The sequence below is a fragment of the Lysinibacillus composti genome, from assembly GCF_016908465.1.
GTDB classification, from domain to species: Bacteria; Bacillota; Bacilli; order Bacillales_A; family Planococcaceae; genus Ureibacillus; species Ureibacillus composti_A.
This window is the reverse complement of the sequence record NZ_JAFBDY010000001.1, coordinates 223,410-242,725: the sequence shown is the minus strand read 5'-3', so window position 1 is coordinate 242,725 and position 19,316 is coordinate 223,410. Positions and strand designations below refer to the sequence as shown.

Below are 19,316 nucleotides of genomic sequence, written 5' to 3'. Positions count from 1 at the left end.
TTAAATATAGAACATATAACCATCGTAATCATTATCGTCCTTATGTTTTGCTAAGTCATCAATTGTCGTTGTTTCAAGAACATTTTTAACGGCATCACGGATTCGAATCCATAATTCTCTTTGCGGAGATTCTTCATTTTCAATACCTTCAACTGGTTGAATTGGTCCCTCCAACGTTTTAATAACATCAGCTGCGGAGATTTTTGAAGGAGGAAGTGCTAACAAATATCCTCCATATGCCCCACGTACACTTTTTACTAAACCAGCAATTCTTAACGGAGAAACTAATTGCTCTAGATATGCTTCAGAAAGCTCTTTCTCAGCAGCAATTTGACGCAGAGGAATCGGTCCCTCTCCATAATGCTTTGCAAGTTCTATCATAATTGTTAATCCATAACGACCTTTTGTAGAAATTTTCATTATAACACCTCAATCTTTCTTGTCCATTCATAAGCTCAAGTATACCATAACTCCTTTAATTCCACTCGGAAAAGGTCTATTATTAGTGTATCTATTGAAAAGATCGGAGGATTTTGACATGCAAAATGAACCATTAGCTTTTCGAATGCGTCCTCGCAATTTAGATGAAGTCGTAGGACAACAGCATATCATAGGAAAAGAAACAACATTATATAAAATGATTCAAAATGGACATGTCCCATCAATGTTGTTATATGGGGAACCAGGTATAGGGAAAACTTCGATTGCCCACGCCATCGCAGGAAATACGAAGCTTCCATTCTTTTCACTTAATGCAACTCATGCAGGTAAGAAGGACATCGAGCAAATCGTTGGGGAAGCAAGACTTGTAGGAAAAGTTATTTTATTTTTAGATGAAATCCATCGGTTTAATAAATTACAGCAAGACACTTTACTACCACATGTTGAGAATGGTTCTATTGTTTTAATTGGTGCAACGACAGAAAACCCTTTTCATGATGTCAACCCAGCTATCCGTTCAAGATGCGGTGAAATCCTACAATTAAAACGACATACGATTGAAGATATAAAACAGTTGATTAGAAACGCATTAACAGACCAAGAACGTGGGCTAGGAAAAATAGAAATTGATATTTCGGACGAGCAAATTGAAAAAATAGCCATTGCCGCTAACGGTGATGCGAGAAAATCATTAACTCTACTTGAATCCATTTACTTTGCTTCAGATGAAGTTGATGGAAAAATAATTATTAAAGATCATATCATCGAACATCTTTCAAAAAGAATCGGTGTTTACGGCGATAAAGGCGGATCACATTTTTATAACTTATTATCTGCTTTACAAAAATCAGTTCGCGGTAGTGATACAAATGCCGCGCTTTATTACTTAGCACATCTTCTTGAAAATGGAGATTTAATAGCAGTTTGCAGAAGGTTACTTGTAATGGCCTATGAGGATATTGGATTAGCAAATCCAGATGTGGGGGCACATGTATATGCTGCAACAGAATCTGCAAAGGTACTTGGGCTACCAGAAGCAAGAATTCCACTTGCTAACGCTATTATTGAAATGTGCTTATCATCCAAATCAAATTCTGCGTATAGTGCCTTAGACTCTGCAATAGCTATGATTCATGAAGGGAAAACAGGAGATATTCCTTCACATCTACGAGACGCCCATTACGAAGGTGCAAAAGTACTTGGACACGTTGGATATAAATATCCTCACGATACGCCAATTGGGACTTTTGGAGGTTGGGTAGATCAGCAGTATTTGCCTGATAACTTAATTAATGTTGAATTTTATAAACCTGTGATTGCTGGAGATGAAAAGCGTATGGCTGCCATCTATGATAGACTGAAAAATTTTAAATCCCCCAAATAATAAGTCCAAGTTAGATGTTCAATCAAAACAAATTATCTTTGGATTAAAAAATAGACAAGGTCATAATGACTTTGTCTATCTTTGCTAAAATTTTAATTTATAGTATCTGCTTTTGTTCCGATGTGCAGTTCATAAAACGCTACTAAGCATTCATCTAATTGGTAGTCTTGAGAATAATAAAATTTCTTAAAATTCCCCTTAGCTCCATCCATTAAATCTATTTCTTCATAAGTTTGACTAATTTCTTCTAAGAGTTCTTTATTTCTTTTTTGAACGTTTGAGAGACAATTCACAGCATTCTTTAATAGTAATAAAACATTCTCTTTTTCTGATAAATCATTTAAATTAACTAAATTCTTTTTCGAAAGGGCTCTAAAATACATTAAACGTGCAGCTATATCCATAAATAATGCCCAGTATAAATTCGACTTAGGTAATTTCCCATCATTTTGTTCTACATAGTTTTTATAATAAGAAACAAGTTGGTTAAATAGTACATCTAAATCATGATAGGCTTTTTTCCAGTTTTGCGAAGTATCAATATTATCAAATATTACTTCTTCCATCTTTTCTTGCAGTTGAGATACATTTAAAAGATTGTTTTTAATTTCAATCGTTAAAACCAATTATCTCACTCCCCTTTTCCCGGTTGGCTATATGTTTACTATACCAATAATCACTAGAACATTATTCCGAATATAGAAAATAACGCAAAAATTGAAATATGATTGCTGATTTGAATCATTTTCTACAATATTCCGAACATAAATAAACAATATTTAATCTATTAATATAAAAATTTTCAACACAATAATTATTTCAATATAATATTTATGAAAAAATTTAATGTAATTTTTAACAGTTTATAAGAAAATAAAAAGTAGCAAAATCACAACTCTTGATTTTGCTACCAAAAGATTATTGTTGTACTCTGTTTATTTTTATATCTTTAAGAATGTCATTTATTACCCAGCTAGCGGCAATTAATCCAGCTACAGATGGAACGAAAGCGTTTGATGACGGTGGCATCTTTGCTTTACGAATAGTAGCATTTGGATTCCCAACTTCGCCAACTACATCTTCTCTAACAACAATTGGTGATTCATCTGAAAATACAACCATTACACCTTTTTTAATTCCTTCTTTTCGAAGCTTTGTACGGATGACTTTTGCTAGTGGATCTGTATGAGTTTCAGAAATATCCGCGATTTTGAATCGTGTTGGATCCATTTTATTAGCTGCACCCATGCTTGAGATAATTGGAATATTACGTTTTAAACATTCCTTCATTAAGTGAATTTTATACATTACTGTATCTGAAGCATCAATCACATAATCGATTCCTTTATCGAAAAATTCCTCATACGTTTCTTCTGTATAGAACATTTGCATATCAATTACTTCACATTCTGGATTAATATCAGCAATACGTTCCTTCATAATAGTTGATTTGGATCTTCCGACTGTAGAAAGATAAGCAACAAGTTGACGGTTTACGTTAGTAATATCAACATTATCTTTATCGACTAAAATAATCCGTCCAATTCCACTTCTTGCGCATGCTTCAGCAGCAAAGGAGCCTACTCCACCCACTCCCAATATTGCGACCGTTTTACTCTTTAATTTTTCAAGTCCTTCTTTTCCAATAGCTAGTTCGTTTCTTGAAAATTGATGTAACATAATCTTTTGCCTCGCATTCTAATTTTCATACTCGGAATTATAACACTTGAAAAAACTACTCCGCAAGGGGAAAGTGGACTTTGGGTTACAGGACTTGATTATTCACACTTTCCGAAAGACAAAAAGAAAAAAGTGCCCGTTATAGAACACTTTTTTATATGTATTTTTTAATATTAGGGCGAATCCCGATTGTGCCGCATTGCCAGACGTTTTGAACCCGCAGCCCTTGCAGGGGGGTGTCCGCTTCAATTCTTTAAACGTCCCTCTTATAGTGTGCAGGGCTTGTTTGCCAAACCAAAATATGGACTCCCAACGATTTATTGTTCGGTCAAAACTATTATTAGAGCATTCACAAACACTTCAGGATTCGCGTTAAATAAATAATATCATCAATTATCAGAAAATTCAATACAATTAATATAAAAAATTATAAAAAATTTATTTTCTTACTTGTTGATGGCTATACAAAATTAAAACTAAAAAAACAGAAAATCACAACTGATTGTGATTTTCTGCATTAGTTTAAGGTTTAGTTAGCTATATTTTTTTACAGTTAAATTTAATTCTTTTAATTGAGCATCTGATACTTCACTTGGCGCAGACGTTAATAAATCACTTGCTGTAGCAGTTTTAGGGAATGCAATCGTATCACGTAAGTTATTACGACCAGCAAGTAACATAACAAAGCGGTCAAGACCGAATGCAAGACCTCCATGTGGTGGAACTCCATATTCGAATGCTTCTAATAAGAATCCAAATTGTTCTTGTGCATCTTCTTTACTAAAGCCTAGTAATTCGAACATTTTTTCTTGTAAGTCACGTTCGAATATACGAAGTGAACCTCCACCAAGTTCATAGCCATTTAAAACGATATCATATGCTTGCGCGCGAACTTCTGATGGATTTGTATCCATTTTTTCAATATCTTCATCAAATGGACGTGTAAATGGATGGTGAGCTGCAGTGTAGCGGCCTGCTTCTTCATCGTATTCAAGTAATGGCCAATCTGTAATCCAAAGGAAAGCATAGATTGATTCATCAATTAAACCAAGTTCTTTTCCAAGTTTAGAGCGCAATGCACCAAGTGCTGCGGCTACAACTGAAGATTGATCTGCAACAAATAATAATAAGTCGCCAGGTGCTGCATCAGTTGCTTTCATAATGTCTTCTACGATCTGACCTACAAAGAATTTTGCAATTGGACCAGTAAATCCTTCTTCTGTAACTTTAATCCAAGCTAATCCTTTTGCACCGTAAATACTAGCAAATTCAGTTAAGGCATCAATATCTTTACGAGTATACTTGTCGGCATTTGCCTTTACATTGATTGCTTTTACTTCTCCGCCAGATTCAACAGCTGCAGTAAATACTTTAAATGAAGAATCTTTTACGATCTCTGAAAGTTGAACTAATTCCAATCCGAAGCGTACATCTGGTTTATCTGAACCAAAACGAGCCATCGCTTCTTTATATGACATGCGTTGGAATGGTAATTGAACATCAATTCCTTTAGCTTCTTTCATAACTGTTTGGATTAAACGTTCATTCATTTCAATAATGTCATCCATTGACATAAATGAAGTTTCAATGTCCACTTGTGTAAATTCTGGTTGACGATCAGCACGTAAGTCTTCATCACGGAAACAACGTGCGATTTGGAAGTACTTTTCAAAACCAGAAACCATTAATAATTGTTTAAATAATTGTGGTGATTGTGGTAACGCATAAAATTCTCCTTCGTGTACACGTGATGGTACTAAATAGTCACGTGCGCCTTCAGGTGTTGATTTTGTTAAGATTGGCGTTTCTACTTCTAAGAAACCTTCATTTTGTAAAAAGTTACGAATTGAACGAGTAATATCAGAACGAAGCTTGAAAGTGTTATACATTGCTGGGCGACGTAAATCTAAATAGCGATATTTTAAACGTAGATCTTCACCAACTTCTACTTTATCTTCAATTGCAAAAGGTGGTGTTTTCGCTTCATTAATAATTTGAATTGATGAGGCAACCACTTCAATTTTACCTGTACTAATATTAGGGTTAACTTGACTCTCATCACGAAGAATAATTTCCCCTTCAATTTCTATTACGTATTCACTACGAATTTTATCAGCTAATTGAAGAGCTTCAGGTGCATCATCGCCAAATACAACTTGAACGATTCCTGTTCTGTCACGAACATCGACAAAAATAAGTCCACCTAAATCACGACGTCTTTGTACCCAACCTTTTAATACTACTTTCTCACCTACATGTTGTTCAGTGATTTCACCGCAAGCATGCGTTCTTTGTACCATTTGTCTTTCCTCCAGTATGAATCTAAAAAGTAATTTATTTTTGTAAGTAATTAACTAAATCATGGAATGCAACTTTTTCTTGGTTTCCTGATTCCATTTCTTTCACATTTACTGCACTTTCTTCAAGTTCAGTATCACCGATGACAATAACATATTTTGCACCAAGTCGGTCAGCAGATTTCATTTGCGCTTTCATTTTGCGATCAATATAATCCATATCTGCTGAAATTCCTTTTGTACGGAATGAACTTAATAATTCTACTGCTTTTTGCTTTGCAGCTTCTCCCATTGCAATTACGTATACATCTAATCCATCTTCTACATCAAGCTCTACACCCTCTGCTTCTAATGCAAGAAGTAGACGTTCTATTGACATTGCAAATCCAATTCCAGGAACATCAGGTCCACCGATATCTTCGACTAATCCGTTGTATCGACCCCCACCACATAATGTAGTAATTGCCCCAAATCCTTTTGAAGTACTCATAATTTCAAATGCAGTGTGATTATAATAATCTAATCCACGCACTAAGTTTGGATCGACTACATATTCAATACCAAGAATCTCAAGATATTTTTTTACTTCGGCAAAGTATTGAGCAGAAGCTTCAGTTAAATACTCTGTTAATGCTGGTGCAGATTCCATTAACGGATGCTCATGATCTATTTTACAATCTAAAATACGTAATGGGTTTTTCTCTAAACGTTTTTGGCAGTCAGAGCAAAATTCTTCGATACTAGGTTTAAAATGATTAATTAATGCTGTTCTGTGTGAATCTCGAGTTTCTTTATCACCTAGCGAGTTTATTACTAGTTTTAGGTCTTTTAATCCAACTGATTGATAAATATCCATCGCTAGAGATATCACTTCAGCATCAATTGCAGGATCTGCACTTCCAATAGCCTCTACACCAAATTGCACGAACTGGCGATAGCGTCCTGCTTGTTGACGCTCATATCGGAACATTGGGCCTACATATGAAAGTTTAATTGGTTGATCTGGTAATCCAAACATTTTATGTTCCACAAATGAACGAACCGCTGATGCAGTTCCTTCAGGACGTAATGTTAATGAACGTCCTCCACGGTCTTCAAATGTGTACATTTCTTTTTGAACAATGTCAGTAGTATCACCCACACCACGTTGGAACAACTCAGTTTGTTCAAAGATTGGTGTACGAATTTCTTTGTAACGATAAACACGACAAAGCTCTCTCATGATGGATTCGACCTTTTGCCATTTCGGTGTCTGTTCAGGTAATATGTCTTGCGTTCCTCTTGGTACCTTAAAACTCATTTATAGTCTCCTTCCTCTAATTCAATAATTACGCTAATCACATTAGCTAGGGCGATGTTTGTTATTCAGCGACATTAAGTAAAATAAAAAAAGCCTTCATCCCCTGCTTATACAGCAAGGGACGAAAGCTTGTAAATTCTTCCGCGGTTCCACCCTAGTTGATGTACAATTAAGTACACCCTCTTCATTTGTCGGATAACGGCCGATTCCGTTTCCCCCTACTCGTGTCTTTGACAGTTCGAAGGAAAGCCTCTCAAGTGTTTTTCACGATTACTTACTGTAGGAAAGATTTCAGCCTATGTCTTTCCCTCTCTATTCAGAAGTGGTAATTGCTACTTTCTTGGTCGTAAGCGTTTTACTTTTTTTCATTCTATCTAATCTTAAATATGTCCTATAAAGTTGTCAACTATTTTCAATTTAATTTTAACAATACAAAAATTTAAATGGGACAAAGTTGTTGAATATCTTCAAACAAACCAATTTCCCTACTAAACTCATATAAACTAGATATAAAAAACTATGGATTTTATATTAGGAATCCTTTTACAATATAGTAGACTCGAAATAATCTAAATTCTACCTAGATTACTAAAACTTTTCAGAGAGGAGCAAAAGATGAAAAACAAAATAATAGCAGGTATTATGACATTAATGTTATTTGTTTCCATTTCCGTTCCGTATATATATGGTTCAAATAATGCTTTTGCTTCTAACCCTGAATCTACAGGGTTAATCGTTTCAGCAGAACTTTTGTACCTACGTGATGGGCCCGGATTATCCTATCCGATTCTAACTACATTAGTAAAAGGACAGGAGCTTACATTTATTGAAAAGCAGGATGATTGGTACCATGTTTCAATTGATGGCCAAGAAGGTTGGGTTGCTTCATGGCTCACATCAAAACAACAGGGTCAGACAGAAGAAGTTCCCAATGCTAGTACAGGGATTTCACAAGTAGATCATCTAAATATTCGTTCTGAACCTTCTCTGTCAGGACCGGTATTAGGTCAGCTATCTTCAGGTGATGAAGTAAACGTAATTCAAGTACAAAACGACTGGACTGAAATTAACTATAATGGCATGAATGGTTGGGTTTCAAGTAATTATATATCTATCATTGTGGAGGAACAAAAATCTGAGCAATCCCCTTCCTCTTCTAAAGAAACAGAAGATGAACAGATAAACGACTCCACTTTAGTAGAAACGGATCCGAATACGTTTACTGTGATAGTTGATGCAGTGAATGTACGAAAGTCTTCAAATCTTTCTTCTAAAAAACTTGGTGTCATTTATAAAGGAGAGCAATATGAAGTTTTAGACCGTGAAAATAATTGGGTTCAAATTAAATCAAAGGATGGAACAGTAGGATGGATATATAGTTTTTATGGTTCTTTTTCCACTCAAGTAAAAGCAGCAAATGAGTCTACGAAAGACGAACCTTCATCCTCTTCATCTTCCGAAAATGAAACAGTTACAATTATTTACAATGGGACAAACCTACGTAGTGAAGCTTCAACATCATCCAACATTGTTGCACATGCAAATGCTGGTGAAACCTTCCCAATCATTTCACTGGAGGGCGATTGGTATAAGGTAAAAGTAAATAATGAGCCCGCTTATGTTGCGAGTTGGGTTGTTTCTACAGATGCCCATACTAGTACCCAACAGGAAACTCAAGAAGAGCGTAAGAAAGGGACATTAAAAGGTGTAACAATTGTCATCGACCCAGGTCATGGAGGAAATGATCATGGGACTACCGGTATACGAGGCACGAAAGAAAAGGATATAAATCTGAAAACTGTCGAATTCTTAAAAGCGAAACTAAGAGCCGCAGGAGCGACTGTATATTTAACTCGTGAATCTGATGTCTACGTTGATTTGCGTAAACGTGTTTCCATCTCACACCAGTACAACGCGGATGCTTTTATTAGTATACATTATGATGCAACAGATGATAGTTCTGTTTCTGGTTTCACAACTTATTATACAAACGGATACCAACAAGAGCTTGCAGAATACGTACACGATGGACTTGCAAAAAAGGTAGATATTAGAGACCGAGGCGTACAGCCAGGTAACTATTTAGTAACTCGAGAAAACCGTCAAAATGCAATCTTAATTGAGTTAGGGTATTTAAGTAATCCCAGTGAAGAACGAACTGTAACAACAGATTACTATAGGGAACAAGCTTCTCTAGGGATTTATCAAGGTATCCTTAACTACTTCGATGCACAGTTAGAAGAATAAGAAATGGGCGACTCATGATACGAGTCGCCCATTATTCTATTTAAGTACTTTCCCTTACCCTTTTGAAAGCAATCTTTTCAATATATTTTGGTATTCATCTGCACTTATGCCCGGTGAATACTCATCTTGTAACTCCTTCATATTTGGTACTTTGCCCCGTTCTTCTGGTATGCCTTCTAGAACAACTAAGGGTTGTCCAGTTTCCGGATGAAGTCCTTTCCAAATTTTATCGATATCCCGATAATCACCCACATAATTCCACGTATACAATACATGGCCATCTCCACGTTCTTCATACTTTCGAGCTGCTTCAAATACATGATGTTCTGTTATAGGGATAGGTAACATCTTTGCAACATTCACACCAGTTGCCATCTCAATTGCTTTTGCGAATGCCATAATATGGGCACCTTCACGAACAAGTAAATAACCAATCACTTCCCTAAAAACAGGATGGGTAGCCCTTTCATAAGCCATCATTTTTTCCTTGTGAGAACTATTTGCTAAAAAGAAAACATGTTGTAAATCAAGAGTTAAATTACCTGTAGAATAGACCAATTCTCCACTCAGTGGATTTCCTACTGAATCATTGTATAGATATAATTTTTTTGTTGGATTTTTTTCATTTTCGTGTTGAAGCTGTGAAAATTCTGTTTCTTCTCTGAAACTTGTCCCCACATTAAGTAAATTAAATGCAGAGACCATTAATTCTACAAGGCCTAGTTGTTCAGCTGTAATACTTGCAAGTAGATCATAGAATGGCTTCAATTTCATTTTTTCTCGAAAATTCATTGCTTGAAACATATACGTATTTAGTTTGTTTATTTCTCCTGATTTTCCCTTTATTAATTCTTGGACAATAGAAGCAGAGATTAAATCACCAGATTGAACTTCCGGTAATTCGATTGGTAAATAGTTAACTCGTTGGAACAAAAAGACACCCCCTATACTGTCATTTGTAACTTATGACAGTAAGGAGGCAGCTAATACTTTTAAATAGAGATTGGAGTTTATTTTGATTCTAAAATAATTGTAACAGGACCATCGTTAATAAGTGAAACGTCCATCATTGCACCAAAAATACCAGTTTCAACTTTTAACCCAAGACTTCTTAAAGCTTCATTAAAATCTTCCCATAATGGCTTTGCTACTTCCGGTCTTGCTGCTTCTATAAAGCTTGGTCTTCTTCCTTTTTTCGTTTCAGCGTATAAAGTAAACTGTGAAACAGATAAAATATCGCCACCATGTTCTAATATGGAATGATTCATTTTCCCGTCTTCATCTTCCCATAAGCGGAGTTCAGCCACTTTTTTTGCAACATACTGTATATCTTCAATTGTATCTGTATGAGTAATTCCAACTAATAGAACATAACCTTGATCAATTGCTCCAGTAATATTTCCGTCTACTGTAACTGAAGCTTGCTTACTTCGTTGAATAACTACTTTCATAATTAATACCTCATTTTATCCCGTATTATCGGACTGCCGACAAAATTCGCCACGTCCGTGACAACGTCGTCAATAGTACGTCCTGTACGTTGTAAGACACCCAATTTCAAGTGGAGTTAAGTGTCTGTAAAAACAACAATCAGCGGGGGGTAAGAAAAACCCCACACTGATGAGTTTTATATTACTAATTAATCACTCGTTGTACTGAATATATATCTGGCAATTGTTTAATACGTTCAACAACTTTATGCAATCCAGAAATATTAGAAATAGAAATCGTTAAATGGATTGTTGCAATTTTATCTCGATCCGCTCTTCCTGAAACAGCTAATATATTTGTTTTAGCTTCACTCACTGCCTGCATAACGTCATTTAAGATTCCAGGTCGATCAAAAGCGGATACTTCAATATCAACAGGATATTCTTTTCGCTCAACTATTTGACCGTGCTCCCATTCAACTTCAATTAGGCGATTTTCATTTTCTCCCTCTTGAACATTCGGACAATCCGCGCGGTGCACAGAAACTCCACGTCCCTTAGTAATAAACCCAACGATTTCATCACCAGGGACAGGTGTACAGCAACGTGATAATCTAATTAATAAATTATCAACCCCTTTAACAATGACACCTGATTCAGTACGCTTTTTCTGTGTAGGACTAGACATTTCTTTAACAATTTTTTCAAACGCTTCTTCTTGCTCACGTTCTTTACGCATTTTCTCTGCAAGACGGTTCACTATTTGCTGAGCTGTGATACCACCAACACCTACAGCAGCATACAAGTCATCTTCATTTGTATAATTGAATTTATCCATCACGCGTTTAATATTTTCAGTTGTAAGAACTTCTTTTAATTCAAAGTCTTGTGCCTTAATTTCTTTCTCAACCATGTCTTTACCTTTAACGACATTATCTTCACGTAAATGCTTTTTAAAGAAATTCTTAATTTTATTTTTTGCTTGTGAAGATTGAGCAAGTTTTAACCAGTCACGACTCGGACCAAATGATTGCTTAGATGTAAGGATTTCTATAATATCCCCTGTTTTTAATGGTGTATCTAACGGAACCATCTTACCATTCACTTTTGCACCAATTGTTCGATTACCAACTTCAGAGTGGACACGATAAGCAAAATCAATCGGTACTGAACCAGCAGGTAATTCGATCACTTCTCCTTTTGGTGTAAAGACATACACCATATCAGAAAATAGGTCAAATTTTAAGGATTCCATAAATTCTTCAGCGTTCGAAGATTCATTTTGGAATTCTAATATTTCACGGAACCAAGTCAGTTTTTGATCAAGACTCTCTTTATTGGTGTTAACGGATTTACCTTCTTTATAGGCCCAATGAGCCGCAATCCCGTACTCAGCAATCTGATGCATTTCTTTAGTGCGTATTTGTACTTCTAAAGGATCTCCGTATGGACCGATGACTGTTGTATGCAGCGATTGATATAGGTTTTGTTTTGGCATTGCAATGTAATCTTTAAAACGACCTGGCATTGGTTTCCATAACGTATGGACAATTCCAAGAACTGCATAACAATCTTTTATACTATCAACTAATATCCTCACAGCTAATAAATCATAAATTTCATTAAACTGCTTATTTTGAAGAACCATTTTACGATAAATGCTGTAAATATGTTTTGGGCGTCCATAGATATCCGCATCAATCTCAACGTCTTCAAGCTGTACATTAATTTCTTTCATGACACTATCTAAGTAAGCTTCTCGTTCAACACGTTTTCTTTTCATAAGACTTACAATACGATAATATTGTTGAGGGTTTAAATAACGTAAAGCTGTATCTTCAAGCTCCCATTTTATTTTTGAAATTCCCAGACGGTGAGCAAGAGGCGCAAAAATTTCTAACGTTTCATTTGATATTCTACGTTGTTTTTCAGCAGATAAATGTTTTAATGTACGCATATTGTGAAGACGGTCAGCTAACTTAATTAAAATAACACGTATATCTTGAGCCATCGCAATAAACATTTTTCTATGATTTTCAGCCTGTTGCTCTTTTTTCGACAGGTATTTAATCTTCCCAAGCTTTGTAACACCGTCTACTAGCATCGCAACTTCTTCGTTAAATTCACGAACTAAATCTTCTCTAGTAACCGTAGTATCTTCCACGACATCGTGAAGGAAACCCGCTGAAACTGTTTCCGGATCCATTTGAAGCTCTGCTAAAATTCCTGCAACCTGAATTGGATGAATAATATAAGGTTCACCTGAACTACGGAGCTGTTCTTTATGAGCTTCTTTTGCAACTTCATATGCTTTTTTGACAAAATCGACATGTTCATCGTTCATATATAATTTGACTTTCGCGAATACATCTTCGGGCGTCAAAATTTGCTCTTTCGCCATTCGTTGTCCACCTTGCTAATTAAATATTTTCGAAAAGTTATATAAATTTAATTTTATAAAAAATATGTATTGAATGTAAAGGTAAGTTGATAAAGAGTTTAAGAAACAATTTAAAACCGCACAATTTGTACACAATTTGTGACCATTATATGACAATTTATGAGAATAGCGGAAAAAGACATGTAACTCTTTTTTTTGAAATCGACAGTTGTTTTGAGGTAATCTAGGAGATGCTTGTTTGCAGCTAGGTACTTTCAATTTCAAAGTTCCATTTTTGAAGAAGGGACCTATCCAAAAGATAAGCCCCCTTTTATTAATATTCAATTAAGGTTTTGATTGGATAATTACCAATTTTTTCGCGACCTTTTAAATCTTCTAATTCGATAATAAATGCACAGCCAACAACTTCTCCACCTAATTTATTAATTAATTGGATAGTTGCATCCACTGTGCCACCTGTTGCTAGTAAATCATCAACAATTAACGCTTTTTGCCCAGGTTTAACAGCATCTTTATGCATTGTTAGAACATCAGAACCATACTCTAGACCATATTCTACACGTACAACTTCTCGAGGTAATTTCCCTTCTTTACGAACTGGGGCAAAACCTGCTTCAAGTGCATATGCAACTGGGCATCCAATAATAAATCCGCGAGCTTCAGGACCCACTATGATTTCAGCTCCTACCTCTTTTGCAAATTCAACAATTTTATCAACTGCATATTTAAAAGCTGGGCCATTATCCATTATTGTTGTGATATCTTTAAAACTGATTCCTTCTTTCGGCCAGTTTTCTACTGTTGTAACATATTCTTTTAAATCCATTAAAAAAATCCTCCTTAGGAATAGCTATATTCCTTCATTCGTACATCAAACCATTGTTTTAACTCTGAAAAAGTTGAATATAATAATTTTTGTTCCATTTCTAGTTGTTCTACACGGTTTTGATATGTAGGTGCTTCTGTCAAGTCACGTTTCGGTGCGTTGACGTTGACTGAAGTCAGACCATTTTCTATTGTAACAAAATCGAGATCAAAAAACACGTTTGTCATAAATTTTAAAATTTCTTCATTTAATCCAATATGTTTTGACAATTGATCAATATGTGCCTGTAAATTAAAGTTTGGTCTTTTTTTAAGAAATGTATAATACCAACCAAAATGTTGTCTTGATGGCATTCCATTAAAGTACTGTGACTCAGGTGTATAGAAATGCGCATAAATTCTTTTGGGTTTAATTTGTTCAATTGTTTTTTCTAAATGAATAGAAGTCTTTGGTAAATCAAGTAACACAATAAAAGGTGAAAACTCACTGTTTAAAGCATTAGAATCCACCAATTTTATCGGTGTATGAATCGATGATTGGTAGTAACTAATTGTTTCATTATTAAATGCAATAAAAGTAGTTTTATCTTTTGGAATCGAATCTAACCATTTACTATGGACTTTTCCACGATAATCAAACAATTGCCATTCATCTGTTTGAACGTCTGAAATCATAAATTGAGGCTTTTTTCTTCCTTGCCATTCATTGATTTGCAAATCACCAACGAATGACAATTGTACGTCATAAGAGATTTCATCATGTAAATTTCCTTGGTTAAAACCAATCGCATCAATTGAACCATACTCATCTTTTAATTCCATTTTTATATGGTTTTCTCCAGCACCAATTTTACGCATCGATCCAACTTTTACATTTTGCAATGCATAAGTTGGTTTTGAAAATCCAACGCCAAATGGACCTAATTTTTTTACTTCTTCAATTGCTTCTACAGAAATTTCACTTAACTCTAATGGAATATCTATAAATAGTTTAGGTGTTAATAATTCAGTTGTTAAACATTCACTTGCTTGTAAATGAAGGCGACTACGTAATTCATCGACATATTCTAATGGGAACGTCATCCCTGCTGCCATTGGATGTCCTCCGAAATGAGGTAAAATATCTCGATTTTTAGTAAGTTCATTAAACATATGGAATCCTTCGATACTTCTTGCTGATCCTTTGGCAGTTCCTTTTTCATAATCAAGTGATAGAACAATAGTTGGTCGGTAATACTTTTCTACAAGACGAGAAGCAACGATGCCTATTACCCCTGGATTCCAACCCTCTTTTGCTACAACTAAAACAAGTGAATGATTGATTTCTTCATTAGATTCGATTAGTGCAATCGCTTCTTCAGTAATTGATTTTACAATATCTTTTCGTTCAGCATTTTTTAAGTTTAATAGTTTAGCCCCTTCAGTTGCATACAAACTATTCTCACTCATTAAGAAATGAACTCCAGGTGCTGCATCTCCTAAACGGCCTATCGCATTCAGGCGAGGACCGAAATAAAAACCAATAGTATCCTCGTCGATTTCACGTTGATTAACTCCAGTTACTTCACAAAGAGCACTGATCCAAGGATTTGATGAATATTTCAACTGTTCGATTCCTTTTTGTACTAAATAGCGATTTTCACCTTCTAAAGGAACTAAATCTGCTACTGTTCCTATCGCAACAAACTCAAATAAATGATCAGGAATTTCCCCATATAGAGCATGAGCTAATTTAAAAGCAACACCGACACCAGCTAATTCTCCAAAGGGATAATGATTTTCAGGCACTCGAGGATGAATAATAATATCAGCAGGCGGCAAAATATCACTTGCTTCGTGGTGATCTGTTACAATTACATCCATTCCTAGTTCTTTCGCGAGACGGATTGGCTCAATTCCACTGATTCCATTATCGACAGTAATAATTAGTTGCACTCCATCTTCATGTGCTTTTCTAAATAATTCTTCATGTGGCCCATATCCATGGGTAAAGCGATTTGGAATACAAAAGTCTACGTCTGCACCTAAATCCAGTAATGCATTCATCATTACAGTCGTGCTTGTAATTCCATCCGCATCATAGTCACCATAAACTAATATCTTCTCTTCATTTTCAAGTGCTTGTTCAATACGCTCTACAGCCTCTTGCATTCCATTTAGTAGAAATGGATCGTGTAAATCATTTGCATTTATTTTTAACATCATTTTTGCAGTATCAGCATGTTCAAACCCTCTAGCTGCTAATATTTTTGCAGCGATGGTAGATATATTTAACTCATTCGATAATTTCTTTACAGTATCTATATTTGGTCGTTGAACAACCCAATTTTTCTTCGATTCAATCATGTTGTCACTCCCTTTACGAAGTTCATTATACAAGATTTCTATATGTAATAGGACACTTATACTATTATTTAAATATTTACATTAGTTTTGCAAAATAATAAAGCAGGATACATAATGATGTATCCTGCTTTACTTAACACGGTTCGATTATACCATCGGCTCGTCTGTACCCCATTGTTTTTTCTCTTTTTTCTCTACTACTGTTCCTTTTTTCTTCATCTCACGTGATTTTAATGTATACCAAATTTGAGCAGCTATACAGATAGATGAATACATACCAGTTATTAACCCAATTAATAAGGCAATTGAGAAGTTTTGAATGGCTGGCGCGCCTAAAATTAATAACGCGACTACCACAATGATTACAGTTAGCACCGTATTTATTGAACGTGACATTGTTTGTCGTAAGGATTTATTAACAATTTCAGCAAGTTCTTCCTTAGTTGAAATAACCCCTTTTCGATCAATATTTTCACGAATACGGTCAAACGTAACAATTGTATCATTGATTGAGTAACCTACAATGGTTAAGATTGCCGCAATAAACGTAATATCAACCTCTAAACGGAATACACTAAAGATTGCTACCATAAAGAATACGTCATGGATTAAAGACGCGATCGCACCAACACCCATTCTCCATTCAAATCGGAAAGCAACATAAATGATAATCCCTAAAGCTGCAATAGCCAACGCATAAATAGCATTTTTAACCAATTCACGACCTACTGTTGGAGATACTGTACTTACACTAGGTTCATGACCGTAATCTTTCATAACTTTTGCTTTAAAGTCAAGGATTTCCTTTTGATTTAGGTCATCTTTGTAAGTAACAACCGCCGTATTTTGTTCTTCTCCAGAAATAATAATTTTATCTGATGGGAAGCCAATTTGATCTAGGTAATCATGAATCTCTTCTTGCGTAGTTGCTTCATTTGTAAGAATTTCTACACGAGTACCACTTGAGAAATCTATACCCAAATTCAACTTAAAGATGCTAATCATAATAATACCAACAATCAATATAACAGCTGAAATCGTATAGAATTTTCTACGGTTTCCAACAAAATCTAAACGATCAAAGTTTGTTGATAAATCAAGCGATTCGAGTCCTTCAGATTTATCATGGATTTTTGATTTTCCAACTCCATATAATCCTGGTTTGTCAAAATATCCACTTTTAACAAGTAAACCTAGTAAAATACGTGATAGCCATACTGCTGTCACAAAACTTAGGACAATTGAAATCATCAGAGTCGTTGCAAAACCCTTAACTGAGCTTGTACCAAAGAAAAATAATACCGCTGCAGCTAGTAAAGTTGTTAATTGTGCATCCACAATTGCAGATAACGATTGTTTTGAACCTAAATGGTAAGCCTCTTTAACAGATTTACCAGTGCGCAGTTCTTCCCGTATACGCTCCGCAGTTAAGATGTTCGCATCGACAGCCATCCCTATACCTAACACTAGTGCTGCGATTCCCGGTAATGTTAAAACGGCATTAATACCATTAAATAAAAGTAAGACTAAATAAGTAAATACCGTTAACGTGATAATCGAAATGAAACCAGGTAAACGATAGTAGAATAGCATGAATATAAAGATTAAAATAACACCTATGATACTTGCGAAAACAGTACTTTTTAAGGCTTGGTCACCAAATTGAGCACCAACAGATGTTGAATATATTTCAGTTAATTTAACTGGTAATGCCCCTGCATTTAAAACACTTGCAAAGTCCTTTGTCTCTTGAACTGTAAAATTACCACTAATCATAACATCTGTCGTATTTAATACTTGAGATACTTGAGCAGCTGAAACAAATTTTGGTTCTGGTTTTTGCGCTTCTGCTGCGTAAGAATCTACACCTTCTTCAAAATCTAGCCATACGACCATTAAATTTTGACCTTGACCCATAGCAGAAATTTTTTGTGTAACTTCAGCAAATTTAGATGCATCTTTTAATGTAAGTGTAACGATTGGACGATTTTGTTGATCAAAAGAAGCAGCAGCTCCTCCTTCTTTCAAATCTGTACCGTCTAGTAATAAGTTATCATTTACATCTCGGAACGTTAAATTAGCCGTACTTGATAACAGTTCACGAGCAGATGATTGATCGTCAACTCCTGCAAGCTGTACACGAATTCGATTTTTACCTTCTACTTGGATACTAGGTTCACTAACTCCAAATTGGTTAATACGATTCGATAGTGCAGTTGTCGTATCCGTAACTACATCCTGTGTAATTTTTTGACCTTCTTTAAGTGGCTGCACTTCATATAAAACCTCAAAACCACCTTGTAAATCTAAGCCGAGTTTTACATCTTTTAAAACTCCCTGAACAGTCGCCCCCATTGCAGCAAATAAAACAACTACGATGAGCACAAAAGTAAAAATACGGCTCTTTAACTTCATTGAATATCCTCCTCGGGTAATATGTAAAGCGCATTCTTTACATATAAAACGTTAAAAAGCGTAATTATTAGGATGATAAAAATCATACTAAAAAAATCACTACTCTTATTTATGTACAAACTCATTATGAAACACGGATTGCCTCATGTCAATTTACGATACTAGTAAAATTATTCCTTTACTTGTACCCTAGGATTTAATAGTTCTTTTAGTTCATCTTGGTTTACTTCTGAAAACCAATTTGTTGATTTAAACTGTTGAATCTGTGCAAAACTAACAATTTCCGAAGCTTTAATTGAATAAATCGTTTCAATTACTCCATATAATGGTAGTTTATCAATCGATTGTTTTTTCCACTTTTTCTTTAAACAATAATTCCAAATATCTTGGGTAGTGATCCCATCATACTCAAAATATTTAATTTCCTCTAACTTGCTTTGTAATACAGGCAATACTTTTTTGAAAAGCTCTTCGTGTAGAATCTTCATAATGAATCACCCCATAGTTTTAACTATATAAGAACAAGCATACAAATATTGTATCTGATATT

14 protein-coding genes, 1 other RNA gene and 1 other annotated feature are annotated in these 19,316 nt (G+C 35.1%); of the genes, 2 read left to right on the top strand and 13 right to left on the bottom strand.

What is annotated here, in order from left to right:
- Entirely contained in the window at positions 1–420 is a 420-nt protein-coding gene (cymR, locus tag JOD29_RS01105) for a cysteine metabolism transcriptional regulator CymR (RefSeq protein ID WP_124762233.1), read from the bottom strand.
- Positions 421–538: 118 nt separating this feature from the next.
- Between cymR and JOD29_RS01100 the strand changes: the two genes are divergently transcribed.
- Positions 539–1,825 (top strand): replication-associated recombination protein A, encoded by a 1,287-nt coding sequence (locus JOD29_RS01100; RefSeq protein ID WP_124762235.1) that lies wholly within the window; start codon positions 539–541, stop codon positions 1,823–1,825.
- 92 nt (positions 1,826–1,917) lie between these two features.
- On the opposite strand, the gene JOD29_RS01095 is transcribed toward JOD29_RS01100, so the two are convergent.
- From JOD29_RS01095 to hisS, 5 genes are all read right to left on the bottom strand, one after another.
- A complete protein-coding gene (locus JOD29_RS01095) occupies positions 1,918–2,451 on the bottom strand; it encodes a hypothetical protein (RefSeq protein ID WP_124762237.1) in 534 nt (177 codons plus the stop codon).
- Between the two features lie 292 nt (positions 2,452–2,743).
- Positions 2,744–3,505 carry a tRNA threonylcarbamoyladenosine dehydratase gene (locus JOD29_RS01090; RefSeq protein WP_124762239.1) on the bottom strand — a complete coding sequence of 254 codons (762 nt, stop codon included), beginning with the start codon at positions 3,503–3,505 and terminating at the stop codon, positions 2,744–2,746.
- Positions 3,506–3,683: 178 nt separating this feature from the next.
- Positions 3,684–3,875: non-coding RNA, 6S RNA (gene ssrS, locus JOD29_RS01085), on the bottom strand.
- A 163-nt stretch (positions 3,876–4,038) separates the two neighbouring features.
- Positions 4,039–5,805, bottom strand: coding sequence for an aspartate--tRNA ligase (gene aspS, locus JOD29_RS01080; RefSeq protein WP_124762241.1), 1,767 nt, complete (start codon positions 5,803–5,805; stop codon positions 4,039–4,041).
- A gap of 34 nt (positions 5,806–5,839) precedes the next feature.
- Complete coding sequence (gene hisS, locus JOD29_RS01075; protein WP_124762243.1) at positions 5,840–7,102, bottom strand: histidine--tRNA ligase; 1,263 nt, start codon at positions 7,100–7,102, stop codon at positions 5,840–5,842.
- Positions 7,103–7,216: 114 nt separating this feature from the next.
- Positions 7,217–7,459 (bottom strand) — a binding site (T-box leader).
- A gap of 258 nt (positions 7,460–7,717) precedes the next feature.
- Between hisS and JOD29_RS01070 the strand changes: the two genes are divergently transcribed.
- Positions 7,718–9,349: an N-acetylmuramoyl-L-alanine amidase family protein gene (locus tag JOD29_RS01070; RefSeq protein ID WP_124762245.1), complete on the top strand. Its 1,632-nt coding sequence runs from the start codon at positions 7,718–7,720 to the stop codon at positions 9,347–9,349.
- Positions 9,350–9,403: 54 nt separating this feature from the next.
- Here the strand turns inward: JOD29_RS01070 and JOD29_RS01065 are convergent, their stop codons facing one another.
- From JOD29_RS01065 to JOD29_RS01035, 7 genes are all read right to left on the bottom strand, one after another.
- Positions 9,404–10,282: a manganese catalase family protein gene (locus JOD29_RS01065; RefSeq protein ID WP_124762247.1), complete on the bottom strand. Its 879-nt coding sequence runs from the start codon at positions 10,280–10,282 to the stop codon at positions 9,404–9,406.
- Between the two features lie 77 nt (positions 10,283–10,359).
- Entirely contained in the window at positions 10,360–10,800 is a 441-nt protein-coding gene (gene dtd / locus JOD29_RS01060) for a D-aminoacyl-tRNA deacylase (RefSeq protein WP_124762249.1), read from the bottom strand.
- Positions 10,801–10,984: 184 nt separating this feature from the next.
- Positions 10,985–13,180, bottom strand: a complete 2,196-nt coding sequence (locus tag JOD29_RS01055; RefSeq protein ID WP_124762251.1) for a RelA/SpoT family protein — start codon at positions 13,178–13,180, stop codon at positions 10,985–10,987.
- Between the two features lie 313 nt (positions 13,181–13,493).
- Positions 13,494–14,006 carry an adenine phosphoribosyltransferase gene (locus JOD29_RS01050; protein ID WP_124762253.1) on the bottom strand — a complete coding sequence of 171 codons (513 nt, stop codon included), beginning with the start codon at positions 14,004–14,006 and terminating at the stop codon, positions 13,494–13,496.
- 14 nt (positions 14,007–14,020) lie between these two features.
- Positions 14,021–16,351 (bottom strand): single-stranded-DNA-specific exonuclease RecJ, encoded by a 2,331-nt coding sequence (gene recJ, locus JOD29_RS01045; protein WP_124762255.1) that lies wholly within the window; start codon positions 16,349–16,351, stop codon positions 14,021–14,023.
- 147 nt (positions 16,352–16,498) lie between these two features.
- Positions 16,499–18,766, bottom strand: a complete 2,268-nt coding sequence (secDF, locus tag JOD29_RS01040) for a protein translocase subunit SecDF (protein ID WP_124762257.1) — start codon at positions 18,764–18,766, stop codon at positions 16,499–16,501.
- A 170-nt stretch (positions 18,767–18,936) separates the two neighbouring features.
- The gene (locus JOD29_RS01035; RefSeq protein ID WP_124762259.1) at positions 18,937–19,254 is read right to left on the bottom strand and encodes a post-transcriptional regulator; all 318 of its coding nucleotides are present in this window, start codon (positions 19,252–19,254) and stop codon (positions 18,937–18,939) included.
- Positions 19,255–19,316 lie beyond the last annotated feature (62 nt).

Coding starts and splice junctions, on each gene's coding strand:
- recJ (WP_124762255.1), bottom strand. CDS start 16,351: ATGATTGAATCGAAGAAAAATTGGGTTGTTCAACGACCAAATATAGAT.
- JOD29_RS01090 (WP_124762239.1), bottom strand. CDS start 3,505: ATGTTACATCAATTTTCAAGAAACGAACTAGCTATTGGAAAAGAAGGA.
- cymR (WP_124762233.1), bottom strand. CDS start 420: ATGAAAATTTCTACAAAAGGTCGTTATGGATTAACAATTATGATAGAA.
- JOD29_RS01035 (WP_124762259.1), bottom strand. CDS start 19,254: ATGAAGATTCTACACGAAGAGCTTTTCAAAAAAGTATTGCCTGTATTA.
- JOD29_RS01070 (WP_124762245.1), top strand. CDS start 7,718: ATGAAAAACAAAATAATAGCAGGTATTATGACATTAATGTTATTTGTT.
- JOD29_RS01055 (WP_124762251.1), bottom strand. CDS start 13,180: ATGGCGAAAGAGCAAATTTTGACGCCCGAAGATGTATTCGCGAAAGTC.
- JOD29_RS01050 (WP_124762253.1), bottom strand. CDS start 14,006: ATGGATTTAAAAGAATATGTTACAACAGTAGAAAACTGGCCGAAAGAA.
- hisS (WP_124762243.1), bottom strand. CDS start 7,102: ATGAGTTTTAAGGTACCAAGAGGAACGCAAGACATATTACCTGAACAG.
- aspS (WP_124762241.1), bottom strand. CDS start 5,805: ATGGTACAAAGAACGCATGCTTGCGGTGAAATCACTGAACAACATGTA.
- secDF (WP_124762257.1), bottom strand. CDS start 18,766: ATGAAGTTAAAGAGCCGTATTTTTACTTTTGTGCTCATCGTAGTTGTT.
- JOD29_RS01100 (WP_124762235.1), top strand. CDS start 539: ATGCAAAATGAACCATTAGCTTTTCGAATGCGTCCTCGCAATTTAGAT.
- dtd (WP_124762249.1), bottom strand. CDS start 10,800: ATGAAAGTAGTTATTCAACGAAGTAAGCAAGCTTCAGTTACAGTAGAC.